We start from the raw sequence: 13,929 nt of genomic DNA on the forward strand, positions 1-13,929 counted from the left end.
TCTTTTTAGCTGACCCCTATTACAAAAAGCGTGTAAACCGCGCACAATTTCATCTCGAAAATAGACGCCGCACGTGGCCGGTGCGAGTTTTTCCCGGTTTTGCCGCGCCGCCTGCGTGCCACAGGCGGCCCCGACACCAGAATGGCCATCGAATGACCGCCAGTGGAACCCCGCCGCGTGATGCCCGAGGGCCCACGCGCCTCAAGACCATGTTACGCCAGCCGCTCGCGGCCGGCGTCGTCACGCTGTTCGCCGGCGCCGCGCTGTCGCTCGGCGTTGCGCTGCTCGTTCGCGAGCAGTGGCAAGGCGCCGTCCATACGCGTTTCGAACGCCGCACGGCGCACGTGACCGCGATGCTGCGCCACGAACTGCAGTCCGGCGTCGCCGTGCTCGAAAGCGCGCGCGGCGCGTACGGTCTCGCGCCGCAGATGACGCCCGACCAATGGCGCCGGTACGCCGACACGCTCGATCTCGACAGCGGATATTCGCCGGTCCGGCAGATCGGCTATGCGGCGTTGTCGCCGGCCGCGCGCAGCGCCCTCGCCGGCAAGGCGCCGATGCCGGCCGGCTCGCTGGCCGTCGCCACGCTCAGCGCCCCGACGTCGAGCTCGGTCGTCGTCCGCTTCGGCGCGTCGGACGCCGCGCCGCTCGCGCGTACGCTGCGCACCGGCGACGTCGCGCTCGGCATCCACCCGGCCGACGACGATACGTCCCGCGACACGCGCACCCTCACGCTGTTCCTGCCCGCGACGGCCTCGCCGCGCACGGCCGTCGCGCCATCCGGCCCGCACGAGCCCGGCACCGACGGCGTGCTGTTCGCGGAAGTGAGTCCGAATCATCTGGTCGAGCGCGCGCTCGACGCGGAACGCGGGCTCGATCTGCGGATGAGCGCCGGCGACGACCCGCACCCGTTCGCGAGCGCCGAGACGACGACCGACGAGGCGTCGATGTCGCCCGACCTGATGCGGCGGTCCGAACAACTGAATTTCGGCGGCACCGTGCTGACGCTCGCCTATTCCGCCGACGGCCGTCCGAGCGCGACCGGCGCGCAGCGCGCGGCCGGCACGGTGCTCGCGGCGGGACTGATCGCGTCGTTCGTGTTCGCGGCGCTCGTCCATGCGCTGCTGCGCGGCCGCGCCGGCAGCGCCGACGTCGGCGCCAGCAGCCGCGGCATCCTCAACGAAGCGCGGATGATGGGCATCATCCGTTCGTCGATGGAAGCGATCATCACGATCGACGAGAAGCAGACGGTCGTGATCTTCAATCCGATGGCCGAGCAAGTGTTCGGCGTGTCGGCGATGGAAGCGATCGGCGCGCCGCTGTCGCGCTTCATCCCCGAGCGGTTCCGCGCCGCACACGCGAAGCACGTCGACCAGTTCGGCGTGACGGGCGTGTCCGAGCGGCAGATGGGCCGCCAGCGCGTGCTGTTCGGGCTGCGCGGCAACGGCGAGGAATTCCCGATCGAGGCGTCGATCTCGCAGATCCGCGATGCGTCGGGCAAGCTCTACACGGTCATGCTGCGCGACATCACCGAGCGGCAGCGCGCCGAGAATGCGCTGAAACAGTCGCGCGAGGAGCTGCGCGAGCTGTCGGCGAACCTGCAGAACGTGCGCGAAGAGGAAAAGACCCGCATCGCGCGCGAGCTGCACGACGACCTCGGCCAGCAGCTCACCGCGCTGAAGATGGACCTGTCCGTCGTCGAACAGCAGTTGCGCGCGCCCGGTCGCGCGCAGCCCGACGACGGCATGCTGTCGCACCTGCTGGCCATGCGCCGGCTGATCGACGCGACGGTCGCGTCGGTACGGCGCATCGCGGCCGACCTGCGACCCGTGATGCTCGACGATCTCGGCCTCGTGCCCGCGATCGAGTGGCTCGCGAACGACTTCACGAACCGCTACGGCATCGATGTCGAACGCCACATCGAAACCGGCGGCCTGACATTCACCAGCGCGGGGGCGACCACGCTGTTCCGCATCGTCCAGGAAGCGCTGACGAACGTCGCGCGCCACGCGGATGCGACGCGCGTCGCGCTGCGGCTCGACGTCGAGGAAGGCTTCTGCGTGCTGCGCGTCGCGGACAACGGTCGCGGCGCGGCGCCGGGCGGTCCCGCCCACGAGGACAAATCGTTCGGCCTGATCGGCATTCGCGAGCGCGCACACATGCTGGGCGGCACCGTGACGATCGACACCGCGCTCGCGCGCGGCTTCTCGATCACCGTCGCGTTTCCGCTCAGCACCGTTCAACAGGAAACCACCCTCACATGATCAAGGTGCTCATCGCCGACGACCATACGCTCGTGCGAGACGGTCTGCGGCACATCCTCCAGAACGCCACCGGATTCGAGGTGGCCGGCGAAGCGTGCGACGGCCCGTCGACGATCGCGCTCGTCCGCTCGACGCCCGCGCAGGTGCTCGTGCTCGACCTGTCGATGCCGGGTCGCAACGGCGTCGAGCTGATCAAGCAGATCAAGGACGAGAAGCCCGCGCTGCGGGTGCTCGTGCTGACCATGCACGCGGAGCAGCAATATGCGGTGCGCGCGTTCCGCGCGGGTGCGTCGGGCTACCTGACGAAGGAAAGCGCGAGCGCGGAGCTGGTCGGCGCGGTCACGAAGGTCGCGTCGGGCGGCGTCTACGTGAGCCTCGCGATGGCCGAACAGTTCGCGCAGAGCCTGAACGAGCCGGCCGAAACGCTGCCGCATCAGCGGCTGTCCGATCGCGAGTTCGACGTGTTCCGGCGCATCGCCGCCGGCCAGACGCTGACCGAGATCGCGCAGGCGCTGTGCGTGAGCGCGAAGACGGTCAGCACCTACAAGACGCGGATTCTGGAAAAGATGCAGATGCCGCACGAAGCGGCGCTGGTCCGTTACGCGATGCGGCACAAGCTGCTCGATGAAACGGACGACGTATAACGGCGACGTGTAACGGACCAGGCCGGCCCGCTGCGCCGACTGCGCCTCGCGCGGCCGGCCGCACGAAGCGCGGTTGCATTACCTGGCAGGCACCGGACACGCGAGATCGCCTTCCTCGCACGCCAGATAGCCCTTCAGCGTCTCGGTGCGCGTCTTCGTCAGATCGTCGAGGCAGGTCGACACGACCATCGGATACACGCTGCCGCCCTCGGCATTCGCGCTGGAAAAGTTGCATTCGGCATCGCGATAGGCGATCCACGCGCGCTGCGCGTTCACGAGCTTCTCGGCGAGCGGCCGGGCGTCGCGCAACCGCGCGGTGACGGCCTGGTACGTGCGGTTCAGTTCCGCATCGGATTTCTTGTATGCACGATCGGCACACGCGGTCATCGCCGCCTGATCCGTCGCGTCCGCGCAATTCGCCTGCGCATGGGCGAGGTTCGCCGTCAGCGCCAGCGAGCACAGCAGACCGGTCAACACACGCATGGATGCTCCTGGATTGTTTGTTGTTCGTTGATGTCGTGGAACCCGATGCCTGGCTGGCGATGCTGCCGCGCGCCGGCACGCGGTGCTGCGGACAGGCCGGCGCCGGCCCCCCAGGCGCAACGGCTGTCGTACCGCGTCGGTACCGTCCGCGATGCTAGCGTACGCGCAGCGGATTGTCAGCCGGCGCCGCGCGGGCCGCGGACGCAAAAAAGCCCGCGCTCGATCGGAGTGCGGGCTTTTCGGTACGACGGGGCGGCGGTTCGGAAACCGCCGTGCAGCGAACGGCTTAGTGGCCGAAGTACACCGACGAACGATCGGCTGCGGCCGGCACGACCACGCGCTGGCCGGACTGCGACGTCGCGCTCGGGTTCGCGCCGTAGCCCGTCGCGTCAACCGACGCGCCAGTGCCCTGCGCTGCGGCGATCTTCGCCTGTGCAGCCTGGATGTTTTCCGGGTAGTTCATCCAGTCGTTCGGGTTGTAGCCGGCCTTTTCGAGCTGCACCAGCTCGGCACGCACTTGAGCGCGCGTCAGCGGCTGCTGGTTCGATTGGGCAAACGAGACGACCGGTGCGGCCACCAGAGCGGCCAGTGCAACTGCCTTGATCAGCGATTTCATGATGCTTACCTCCAGATTGTTTTGTCAGGCGCTCAGGACTTGTGGTCCGTTGCGCATGAACAGAAGTCTAGGCGCGGCCAAACTCAGGGTAAATACCTAAATCGCTAATTCACTGTTGACGGAATCCATACAATCAACGCGCACTCGGTTGAATTATCAGACGATTGCGGCCGCATTCGAACCCAATAGGCCGAGCTGACGGCGCTCGGCCCGGCCGATTCGCCATTTCGCGACAGCCCCGGATACAACGACAACGCGCTGCGGTGGAAGCCGGGTCGTGCCCCCGCCCTGCGCCGGCTCCGGAACCATGCTTCGCAGGCATGCGGGTGAGCCTGGAAAGTCTTTTTCCGTTTCGCGCCGCAACGTTACGCTGCCTGCACGAGCTAGCGCACTCATCGAAGCTCTCCCTGCGTTGCGTTTGACATGAACCTACCCGACTGGAGCCGCAAAATGAACCAACCCGCCGTCCTGATCACCGGCGCCCTCACGGGCATCGGCCGCGCCACCGCTTTTGCATTCGCCCGCGCGGGTGCGCGCCTCGTCGTGTCCGGCCGCCGTGCCGCGGAAGGGTCGGCGCTCGAAGCCGAATTGCGCGAAGCAGGCGCACAGGCCTTCTTCGTGCAGGCCGACGTACGCCGCGACGAAGACGTCCGCCACCTCGTCGACGAAACCGTCGCCCGGTTCGGCCGGCTCGACGTTGCAGTCAACAATGCCGGCACGGAAGGCAAACCGGGACCGGTGGTCGATCAGACTGCCGAGCGCTACGCGGATACCTTCGACACCAACGTGCTCGGCACGCTGCTGAGTCTCAAGCATGAACTGCGCGTGATGACCGCACAGCAAGCCGGCAGCATCATCAACATATCTTCGACTTACGGTCATGAAGGCGCGGCATTCGCGTCGGTGTATGCGGGAAGCAAGCACGCCGTGGAAGGCATCACGAAATCCGCTGCGCTCGAAGCCGCATCGGCGCGCGTTCGCGTCAATGCCGTCGCGCCCGGCCCCACCGACACGGGCATGCTGGACCGTTTCACCGGCACGCCGGAGAACAAGGCCTCGCTCGCGGCAACGGTTCCGCTCGCGCGAATCGGCCGGCCCGACGACATCGCCGCGGCGGTGCTCTACCTGGCGAGCGACGGTGCCGCGTTTGTCACGGGGCAGATCCTCACCGTCGACGGCGGCAAGACGGCGGGTTGAGGCTTTCGACGCGGGCGGCGCCGCTTCCCGCTCGCGTCACGGGTTTCGGCGCGCGGCCTGCCGTTGCGCCGCTTATTGCCTGATCTGGTCGATGCGCGACAGAAACGTCGACAGGATCGCCGAACGGTTGTTCCGGTTATAGCCGACCACCAGCGCGATGCTCGGCGGTTCGCCCTTCAGCGGCCGGCTTGTCACCGACCAGGGCAGCAGTTTCTCGGCATACGCGGGCAGCAGTGCAACGCCGCCCGTCGACGCGATGAGCGACATCGCCATCGTCAGGTTATGGACGCGATGCGCGGGCTCGATGGCGACATCGTTGGTCGCCAGATAGTTTTCAATCGCGCCGCGCATGGGGCCCGCGACGTCCGAGGCGCCGATGAACAATTCGTTCGCCAGTTCGCGCACGTCGATCTCGTCGAAGGCCGCGAGGCGATGGTCGCTCGGCATGAGCACGACGAAAGGCTCGCGCGCGACCGTCACGTATTCGAGGTCGGGCCGGCCGGCTTCGGCACGCATGAAGGCGACGTCCAGCCGCCCGGTCGACAATCCCTCCGCGAGATCGGGAGAGTGCTCGCTCGACACCGTCATTTCGATGCCGCGCAGATCGCTCGCGAGCACGCGGGTCGCCTCGCCCAGCCAGGTCACCTCCTGCCCGCTCAGAAAGCCGACGGCAAACGTCTGCTTCGACGGACGCGCCGCCCGTCGCGCCGCATCGCGCGCCGCATCGACCTGCGCAAGGGCGAGGCGCGCATGGTCCAAAAATGCCTTGCCGGCGTCGGTCAGCTCGATGCCCCGCGCGCTACGCACGAACAGTTGCGCGCCCACTTCGTACTCGAGGTCCCTGATCTGCCGGCTCAGAGACGGCTGGGACGTGTACAGCCGACGTTCCGCCGCGACGGTCAGGCTGCCCTCTTCGGCCACCGCGACGAAATAACGAAGATGACGCAGTTCCATGCTCGCGTTCCTTTAGGCATGCCTGACAGGCATGGAGTCCAGCTTACAAAGTCTTTTTCGCGCGAACAAGCGGCGACTATCGTTCGATCACGTCATCCGACCAAACGCTCCGTCGCCTCAACGTCGGTTATCTGCCGAAAGGACGATCATGACCACCCTGACAGGAAAGACCGCGCTCGTCACCGGCACGTCTCGCGGCATCGGACGCGCCACCGCGCTTGCGCTCGCGCAGGCAGGCGCCCGGGTCGTCGTTCGCTATCGCCGTGGTGCGCGCCAGGCCAAGGCGGTCGTCGCCGACATCACGGCTGCGGGCGGTCGTGCCCATGCCGTTCAATGTACTTCGGCGTGGGGCCTGCCGTGGTCTCGATCCTGACGCTCGCGCTGACCGGCGGCCATCCTCGCGGGACCGCCGAACCAGCGATCTGCCGAGACCTGCCGAACACACCATCCCGGGGCTGCGTCCGTGCGGCCCGCCGGCTTCCGCTGTTCCGCCAAGGAGTTGATCATGTCTACCACGCATCCGAACGACAAACCCGTCAAGATACCGGGCCCCGACCATCCGATCACGATCGAACGCCATCCGTCGAGAATCGTCGTCAAGGCTGGCGGCAAGGTGATCGCGGATACCCGCGACGCGCTCACGCTGCGCGAGGCACGCTACCCGGCCGTGATCTACATCCCGCGCAAGGACGTCGACATGACGCAGCTTGCGCGCACCGACCACGCCACCTACTGCCCGTACAAGGGCGACTGCGCCTACTTCTCGATTCCGATCGCCGGCGAACGCGGCATCGATGCGGTCTGGACCTACGAGCATCCTTACGCAGCCGTTGCTCCGATCCGCGAGCATCTGGCCTTCTACCCCGACCGGATCGACTCGATCGAGGAACTGCCGGCCGGCACGATGGCCGCTTGATGCCGCTTGATGCCGTTTTCCGCGCGGAACGCCACGCGACCGGAGAAGCAACCTGAAAATAACCCGACAGGCACATCCCCGATGCTCAACCGAGCCTTTATCCGGCCGCCAATCTCGGCTCGCTCCATCCATACCCGGAGCGTTTCGTGGAAGACGTTTCCCGTTTCCGGCCCTGAACCCGTAGTCGCTACGCCCGCATTTTCGACGCGTCATCCAAGGAGAATGAATCGTGAGTACTGATCTTGACGGCAAGACGGCCCTTGTCACGGGCGCATCGCGCGGCATCGGCCGCGCAACCGCCCTGGCCCTGGCCGCAGCGGGCGCACGCGTGATCGTGCATTTCGGCAGCGACGAACAGGCTGCGCAATCCGTTGTCGAGACGATTCGCGCGTCGGGCGGTTCGGCCGAGAAGATCGCCGCAGACCTGAGCACCGCGAACGGCCCGCACGAACTGGCCCGTCAGGTACGCGCGCTGGTCGGAGAGCGCCTCGACATTCTCGTTGCAAATGCCGGAATCTCGAAGGCCTCGCCCATCGCGGAGACGACGGTCGACGACTTCGACCGTCTGTTCGCCGTCAACGTGCGCGCACCGTACTTCCTTGTCCAGCAACTGCTGCCCGTGCTGGGTGAAGAGAGCAGCGTGATCCTGCTGTCGTCCCTCGCCGCCCGCAGCTCGGTTGGCAACCTGTCGGCCTACGCCGCGACCAAGGGCGCAATCGACACGTTGGTCAAGCACTTCGCCGAATCGCTCGGCGAGCGCGGCATCCGCGTGAACGCCGTCGCACCGGGCGTCGTCGAGACCGACATGTCGAACTTCGCCAAAACCGATGCCGGCCGGGACTTCACCCTCGGCATGCAGGCCCTCAAGCGCGTGGCGCAGCCCGACGACATCGCAGGCGCGGCCCTGTTCCTCGCCTCCGACGCGGCGCGCTGGGTGACGGGCGACACGCTGCGTGTCGATGGCGGCTCGAAGCTCTGACACCCGGAGAAACCGCCATGCCCCACGCGGCGCGTTACTCCGAGCCGCCGGTGGCGCCGGGCGAAGCCGGCGTCGATGCCGGCGCGGCCGACGGCCCGACTGCCGGCGCGGCGCCGATCCCCGCGCTGCCTGCGCTGCCCGCGCCCGCCGTGCTGCCGCCCGCGGCCGGCGGCTGCACGGGTTGCGCGGGCAGCGTCGGTTGCAGTTGCGACGCACCCGCCGACAGCGCAGCCGCCGACGCCGCCACTTCGGACGCCGGCACCCACTCCTCGACCACGCCGCCGGACGCCGCCTCGGGCGCCGATGCAGCGGAAGCGGCGGAAGCAGCCGCCGCAGCGCCGGCATCGGCCTCGGGCTGACGCTCGATACGCTGCGTCCTGACGGGCGCAGGCGGCTTCGTCGGCTCGGGTTTGAACCAGCCGTCGAACAGGTCCGTCACGCGGTCGCGCACCATCGCGAACCAGCCCGGCGACGGCTCGGTATCGAACTTCGCCTTCGTGTCGACGATCCGTGCACGCTGCGCGCGCTGGAAGAACTCGCCGACGATCGGCAGTGCGCTGTGCGCGCCCTGTCCCCAGTAGTCGCTGCGCAGCGTCACGCGGCCGTCGTCGAAGCCGACCCACGCGCCGGCGACGAGGCCGGGCTGCATCAGGATGAACCAGCCGTCCGCGTTGTCCTGCGTCGTGCCGGTCTTGCCGGCCACGTCGCCGCGAATGCCGAAGCGGGTGCGGATGCTGCCGCCGGTGCCGCGCGTGACGACGTCGCGCATCACGTCGAGCAGCGTCTTGTCGGTCTCGGCATCGAGCGCGCGCTCGGGCGGTGCCGGCGCGAATTCGGCCAGGACGTCGCCCTGGCGATTCTCGATGCGCGTCACCATCTGCGGCTCGACGTACAGCCCGCTGTTCGCGATCGTCGCGTACGACGCGACCATCTCCTTCAGCGTCACGGGGCTCGTGCCGAGCGCGAGCGACGGCACGCGCTCGAGCGGGCTTTCGCGCACGCCCATGTCGCGTGCGAGCCGTGCAACGGCGGCCGGCCCGACCTTCTCCATCACCTGCGCGGTGATCCGGTTGCGCGACAGCGCGACCGCGTCGCGCAGCGTCATCGGCTTGCCCGACGGCGGCACGTCGTCGTTCGGGTGCCAGATCTCGCCGCCCTTCAGCGGAATCTCGACCGGCTGGTCGATGAACGTGTCGTCCGGCTTCATCCCGTTCGCGAACGCGACGCCGTAGACGAACGGCTTGAACGTCGAGCCCGGCTGACGCCGCGCCTGCGCGACGTGATCGAACGGCTCGTTCGTGAAGTCGCGGCTGCCCACCCACGCACGGATCTGCCCGTCACGCGGATCGATCGCGACGAAGCCGGCCTGCACGTCGGTCTTCGTCTTGCACAGCGCGCGCATGAAGCCGCGATCGGACGCAAGCTGCTTCATCGCCGCCGCATCGTTCTTGCCCGCATCCAGCGCAGCCTTGTACTCGGGCGACTCGCGCATGAAGATACGGAACACCTCGTTGTCGGTGCCGCAGCCGTCGAGGCCGCTCCATGCGTTGTTCGCGATGCCCTGCAGCTGGTTCGCCTGCTGCGTCAGCGCCTGGGTCGCCATCTGCTGCAGCCGCGAGTCGATCGTGGTGCGCACGATCAGCCCGTCGGAGTAGATGTTGTAGTCGTTGCGGTCGGCCCAGCCGATCAGCCATTTGCGCAGTTGTTGCGCGAAGTGCGGCGCCGGCCCCGGCGACTCCTTCTGGCGTTCGAAGTCGATGCGCAGCGGCCGGCGTTGCAGCTGGGCGAACTGCGCGGGCGACAGCTTGCCGTACTTCACCATCTGGCCGAGCACCGTGTTGCGCCGCTGCAGCGCGCGCTCCGGGTTCAGCACCGGGTTGTAGTAGCTGTTGCCCTTCAGCATCCCGACGAGCGTCGCGCTGTCGAGCACATCGAGTTCGTCGGCCGACTTGTCGAAGTAGGTGCGCGCGGCCATCTCGACGCCGTACGCGTTGTACAGGAACGGCACCGTGTTCAGGTAGGTCTCGAGGATCTGGTCCTTGCTGTAGACGGCCTCGATCTTCAGCGCGGTGATCGCCTCCTTCACCTTGCGCGTGAGCGTCGGCGCACGGCCGATCTCGTCCGGGTACAGGTTGCGCGCGAGCTGCTGCGTGATCGTCGAGCCGCCCTGGCGGTCGCCCGAGAACGTATGGAGCGCGGCCGACGCCGTGCGCTTCCAGTCGAGGCCGTGGTGCTCGTAGAAACGATGGTCCTCGGTCGCGATCAGCGCGTCGACCATGTGCGGCGAGATCTGCTTGAGCGGCACCCATTCGCGGTTCGACGGCTTGAATTCCGCCAGCAGCTTGCCGTCGGCGGACAGCACCTGCGCGGGCTGGTCGACCCGCGCCTTGCGGATGTCGCCGATGCTCGGCGTAAACGGGATCAGCACCACCACGTACAGCGCGAACAGCGCCGGCACCGCGGCGGCCGCGAGCAGTACGCCGCGGCGCGTCGGATGACGAAGATGGTGCCAGGCGACGGCCAGGGCACGCTTGACGGGCACGGCGGCAGCGGCCGCGACGGGTTGGGCGCGCGCGACCCATTTGGCACAGAAGTCACGCACAGACGACACGTTTCGGCGATTCACGCGGGTGGGGGATCTGCTGGAAAGGCTGCATCGTACCAAAACTCGCGCGCCGCACCGGCGGGTAGCCGCCCCGCGCACGCGAGAACGGCGTCCGGCCGCGCGCGTTCACGTGCAAAAAAAGGCGCGCGTCCCGCAACGGGACGGCGCGCCAAACCTGGTACAACGGGGGAACCGGGCGCCGACGCTCAGCGCACCAGAAAACCGTAGGCCAGCGGATCGCGCTCGTCGACGATCCAGTTCGCGAACCCGCAGATATGCGCGCTGCCCTCGACCTCCGGGATCACGGCCGGGATGTCGCCGACGGTCGCCTCGCGCAGCACGCGCCCCTTGAACACGGTGCCGACGATCGACTCGTTGACGAGCGTGTCGCCGGCCGCGAGCAAGCCGCGCAGGTATAACTGCGCGACGCGGCCGCCGGTGCCGGAGCCGGTCGGCGAGCGGTCGACCTCACGATCCGCGAACACGCAGCAGTTCGCCTGCGTCGAGCCCGGATGGCGCGGCGCGTTCGCGATGATCGTGCCGTAGATATGGTTGATTTCCGGGATCTCCGGATGCACGACCGGATACTTCGCGTTCGCGGCGGCCTTCACTTCCGCGCCGAAGCGGATCAGCTTTTCCACCGCCACTTCGCGCACCGGCAGGTCGAACGGCGCACCGTCGACATAGAAATAGAACGCGCCGCCATACGCGATGTCGCCGGTCACGGTGCCGAACGACGGCGTGTCGACCGACACGTCGCGCTGCCAGATGAACGACGGCACGTTGACGAAGCGCACCGGCCCCGCGTGCTCGCCGTCCCATTTGACGAATGCCTCGATGAAGCCGCACGGCGCGTCGATGCCGACCCGCGTTTCCGGCACGGTGCGCTGCACCCAGCCGAGTTCGACCGCCGCGGTCGACAGCGCGATCACGCCATGCCCGCAGTGGTCGCTATAGCCTTCGTTGTGCAGGAAGATCACGCCGAAATCGGCGTTCGGCGAAACCGGCTCGGTCAGATAGCCGCCGTACATGTCGGCATGGCCGCGCGGTTCGAACATCAGTGCTTTGCGGATCTCGTCGGCGTGCTCCTTGAGCCACGCGCGACGCTGGACGATCGTGTCGCCGGGCAGCCGCGGCAGCCCGCTCGTGACGATGCGGAACGGTTCGCCGCCGGTGTGGACTTCGACGGTGGAAAGGGATCGGGAAATTTTCATGGTCGATCGAATGCGTGAAAACGACGGACGGCGGCCTCGCCGCCGCCCGGTGCCGGTTGACGATTACTTCGCGTACGGCTCGGGCAGGCCGTTGCGGATCACGTAGACGGTCGTCGGCGCGCCCTTCAGGTCGCCGTTGGCGTCGAACGAATAGGTGCCCGCGACGCCGACGTAGTTCGTCTTCGCCAGCTGCGCGATCAGCTTCGCCTTGTCGGTGGTCGTGCCCGCCTTGACCATCGCGTCGGCGAGCAGCTTCATGCCGTCGTAGTAGTTGACGCCGTAGACCTGCGTATCCGTGTGATACGTGTCGTGGTACTTCTTCAGGAATTCGCGGCCGGCCGCGGTCTTTTCGAGCGCGACGCCGCCCTGTGCGCAGTAGACGATCGACGCCGCGTCGCCCGCGACCTTGCCCATGTCGGCCGAGCAGATGCCGTCGCCGCCGAGCAGCTTCGCGCGCAACCCGCGCTGCTTCATCTGCTTGGCCATCGGCGCGCCCTGCGCCGCATAGCCGCCGAGGAAGATCACGTCGGGGTTGCTGGCCTTGATCTTGGTGAGAATGCCGAGGAAATCGCTGGCCGACGAGTTCGTGTACTCCTGGTCGACGATCTTGATCCCGCTCTCCTTCGCGACCTTCATGAACTGCTCGGCAACGCCCTGCCCGTATGCGGTGCGGTCGTCGATCACGGCGGCCGTCTTCGCGTGCAGCGTTTGCGCGGCGAACGTGGCCATCGTGCCGCCGAGCTGTTCGTCGCTCGCGCCGATCCGGAAGATGTTCTTGAAGCCCTGGCGCGTGAGCGCCGGGTTCGACGCAACCGGCAGCAGCGGCACGCCGGCATTGGCGTACACGCGCGACGCGGGAATCGCGACGCCCGAGTTGTACGGCCCGAGCACCGCGACGACGCCCTTGTCGACCAGGTTCTGCGCGACCTGCACGCCCGCTTTCGGGTCGGCCTGGTCGTCCTCGGACAGCAGCTTGAACGTGACGGTCTTGCCGGCGACCTTCACGCCCGCCTTGTTGAGCTCGTCGACGGCCAGCCGCACGCCGTTTTCATTGTCCTTGCCATTGGCGGCCTGCGGGCCGGTCAGCGGCGCCGAATGGCCGATCATCACGACTTCCTGCGCGTGGGCGGAAGTCAGCGCGCCGGCGGCGATGGCCACCGAGAGCGCGGTAACGACGTGTCGCATGGTGTCTCCTGATTGGTTTTGTGTGAAACCAATGTAGGCTACGCCTGGTCGCTACGCAAGCAATTTTAAAATTACTTTTTAGAATCTGGTTCCTTTCAATACCAGAACGATGCAGCGCGTCATTTCGGCGTGATGTCGCGCCGCACGCGACGGATGTGCTGCTCGACATAGAACGCGGCCGCATCGGCATCGCCCGACACGATCGCCTCGTAGATCAGCCGGTGCTCGGACACGTAGAGCCGGATGCGGCCCGCGTCGTAGATCCCGTCGTCCTTCAGCCGCTTCCACAGCGGCTGATCCATCGTCTTCGCGACTTCGTCCGCGATCTTCACGATCAGCGCGTCGCCGGTCATCAGCGCGAGCTGCCGGTGGAACAGCCGGTCGCTCTCGTTCCACACCGCACGCTGCTGCGGATCGTCGACGTCGGTGATGGTTTCCATCTGCGCGAGATAGCCCTCGGCGACGGGATCGGCGCGGCCGTGCGCGGCCGCGAGGCGCGCGATCGCCGGTTCGAGAATGAGCCGCACGTCGAGCGTCGACGTCGGACTGAAGTCCGCGTCCGGCGTGCCGTGCGTGTCGCCGCGCCGCGCGAGCACGTCGAGCGGCGCCGGCACGACGTAGGTGCCGGAATTGCGCTTCGTGAACACGAGGCCTTCGTTCTGCAGCGCGCCGAGCGCCTCCCGCACGGCCGGCCGGCCGACCTGGAACAGCGCCGCCAGTTCGCGCTCCGACGGCAGCCGGGAATCGGCCGCATAGCGCCCCGCGCGGATCTCGTCGCGGATCTTCTCGGCGACCTGCTCGTAGATCTGCAGCGGCCGGAAACCGGCTTCGAGCGCTTCGGGACGGGCGGACATCATCGGCAGGCTCCTGCC

The 13,929-nt window shown here is 67.6% G+C and carries 12 protein-coding genes and 1 pseudogene; 6 read left to right on the forward strand and 7 right to left on the reverse strand.

Features of this window, described 5'->3' with window-relative positions:
- Positions 1 to 152 precede the first annotated feature (152 nt).
- Complete coding sequence (locus tag BME24068_RS11330) at positions 153 to 2,264, forward strand: PAS domain-containing sensor histidine kinase (RefSeq protein ID WP_174926219.1); 2,112 nt, start codon at positions 153 to 155, stop codon at positions 2,262 to 2,264.
- The gene (locus tag BME24068_RS11335; RefSeq protein ID WP_006755659.1) at positions 2,261 to 2,908 is read left to right on the forward strand and encodes a response regulator; all 648 of its coding nucleotides are present in this window, start codon (positions 2,261 to 2,263) and stop codon (positions 2,906 to 2,908) included. The genes BME24068_RS11330 and BME24068_RS11335 overlap by 4 nt, the downstream gene beginning before the upstream one ends.
- A gap of 78 nt (positions 2,909 to 2,986) precedes the next feature.
- Here the strand turns inward: BME24068_RS11335 and BME24068_RS11340 are convergent, their stop codons facing one another.
- The gene (locus BME24068_RS11340) at positions 2,987 to 3,391 is read right to left on the reverse strand and encodes a lysozyme inhibitor LprI family protein (protein WP_096498696.1); all 405 of its coding nucleotides are present in this window, start codon (positions 3,389 to 3,391) and stop codon (positions 2,987 to 2,989) included.
- 286 nt (positions 3,392 to 3,677) lie between these two features.
- Entirely contained in the window at positions 3,678 to 4,007 is a 330-nt protein-coding gene (locus BME24068_RS11345) for a DUF4148 domain-containing protein (protein ID WP_096498698.1), read from the reverse strand.
- A gap of 450 nt (positions 4,008 to 4,457) precedes the next feature.
- Between BME24068_RS11345 and BME24068_RS11350 the strand changes: the two genes are divergently transcribed.
- On the forward strand, positions 4,458 to 5,204 hold the full coding sequence (locus BME24068_RS11350; RefSeq protein ID WP_174926107.1) for an SDR family NAD(P)-dependent oxidoreductase: 747 nt from the start codon (positions 4,458 to 4,460) through the stop codon (positions 5,202 to 5,204).
- 72 nt (positions 5,205 to 5,276) lie between these two features.
- Here the strand turns inward: BME24068_RS11350 and BME24068_RS11355 are convergent, their stop codons facing one another.
- Entirely contained in the window at positions 5,277 to 6,158 is an 882-nt protein-coding gene (locus BME24068_RS11355) for a LysR family transcriptional regulator (RefSeq protein ID WP_174926108.1), read from the reverse strand.
- A gap of 148 nt (positions 6,159 to 6,306) precedes the next feature.
- Here BME24068_RS11355 and BME24068_RS11360 point away from each other — a divergent pair.
- The 3 genes and pseudogenes from BME24068_RS11360 to BME24068_RS11370 all read left to right on the forward strand — a co-directional run.
- Positions 6,307 to 6,489 (forward strand): annotated as a pseudogene (locus BME24068_RS11360) (SDR family NAD(P)-dependent oxidoreductase); the annotation flags it as partial.
- Positions 6,490 to 6,663: 174 nt separating this feature from the next.
- Positions 6,664 to 7,074, forward strand: a complete 411-nt coding sequence (locus BME24068_RS11365; RefSeq protein WP_174926110.1) for a DUF427 domain-containing protein — start codon at positions 6,664 to 6,666, stop codon at positions 7,072 to 7,074.
- Positions 7,075 to 7,303: 229 nt separating this feature from the next.
- Positions 7,304 to 8,053: an SDR family NAD(P)-dependent oxidoreductase gene (locus BME24068_RS11370; RefSeq protein WP_096498708.1), complete on the forward strand. Its 750-nt coding sequence runs from the start codon at positions 7,304 to 7,306 to the stop codon at positions 8,051 to 8,053.
- Between the two features lie 34 nt (positions 8,054 to 8,087).
- Here the strand turns inward: BME24068_RS11370 and BME24068_RS11375 are convergent, their stop codons facing one another.
- The 4 genes from BME24068_RS11375 to BME24068_RS11390 all read right to left on the reverse strand — a co-directional run bounded on the left by BME24068_RS11375 (position 8,088) and on the right by BME24068_RS11390 (position 13,914).
- Entirely contained in the window at positions 8,088 to 10,664 is a 2,577-nt protein-coding gene (locus tag BME24068_RS11375; protein WP_174926111.1) for a penicillin-binding protein 1A, read from the reverse strand.
- A 200-nt stretch (positions 10,665 to 10,864) separates the two neighbouring features.
- Positions 10,865 to 11,872: a trans-3-hydroxy-L-proline dehydratase gene (lhpH, locus tag BME24068_RS11380; RefSeq protein WP_174926112.1), complete on the reverse strand. Its 1,008-nt coding sequence runs from the start codon at positions 11,870 to 11,872 to the stop codon at positions 10,865 to 10,867.
- Positions 11,873 to 11,935: 63 nt separating this feature from the next.
- A complete protein-coding gene (locus tag BME24068_RS11385) occupies positions 11,936 to 13,057 on the reverse strand; it encodes a branched-chain amino acid ABC transporter substrate-binding protein (protein WP_174926113.1) in 1,122 nt (373 codons plus the stop codon).
- A gap of 119 nt (positions 13,058 to 13,176) precedes the next feature.
- Complete coding sequence (locus BME24068_RS11390; protein WP_174926114.1) at positions 13,177 to 13,914, reverse strand: FadR/GntR family transcriptional regulator; 738 nt, start codon at positions 13,912 to 13,914, stop codon at positions 13,177 to 13,179.
- Between the last annotated feature and the right edge of the window lie 15 nt (positions 13,915 to 13,929).

This window comes from Burkholderia anthina (assembly GCF_902498995.1).
GTDB classification, from domain to species: Bacteria; Pseudomonadota; Gammaproteobacteria; order Burkholderiales; family Burkholderiaceae; genus Burkholderia; species Burkholderia anthina.

Coding starts and splice junctions, on each gene's coding strand:
- BME24068_RS11330 (WP_174926219.1), top strand. CDS start 153: ATGACCGCCAGTGGAACCCCGCCGCGTGATGCCCGAGGGCCCACGCGC.
- BME24068_RS11335 (WP_006755659.1), top strand. CDS start 2,261: ATGATCAAGGTGCTCATCGCCGACGACCATACGCTCGTGCGAGACGGT.
- BME24068_RS11340 (WP_096498696.1), bottom strand. CDS start 3,391: ATGCGTGTGTTGACCGGTCTGCTGTGCTCGCTGGCGCTGACGGCGAAC.
- BME24068_RS11345 (WP_096498698.1), bottom strand. CDS start 4,007: ATGAAATCGCTGATCAAGGCAGTTGCACTGGCCGCTCTGGTGGCCGCA.
- BME24068_RS11350 (WP_174926107.1), top strand. CDS start 4,458: ATGAACCAACCCGCCGTCCTGATCACCGGCGCCCTCACGGGCATCGGC.
- BME24068_RS11355 (WP_174926108.1), bottom strand. CDS start 6,158: ATGGAACTGCGTCATCTTCGTTATTTCGTCGCGGTGGCCGAAGAGGGC.
- BME24068_RS11365 (WP_174926110.1), top strand. CDS start 6,664: ATGTCTACCACGCATCCGAACGACAAACCCGTCAAGATACCGGGCCCC.
- lhpH (WP_174926112.1), bottom strand. CDS start 11,872: ATGAAAATTTCCCGATCCCTTTCCACCGTCGAAGTCCACACCGGCGGC.
- BME24068_RS11385 (WP_174926113.1), bottom strand. CDS start 13,057: ATGCGACACGTCGTTACCGCGCTCTCGGTGGCCATCGCCGCCGGCGCG.
- BME24068_RS11390 (WP_174926114.1), bottom strand. CDS start 13,914: ATGATGTCCGCCCGTCCCGAAGCGCTCGAAGCCGGTTTCCGGCCGCTG.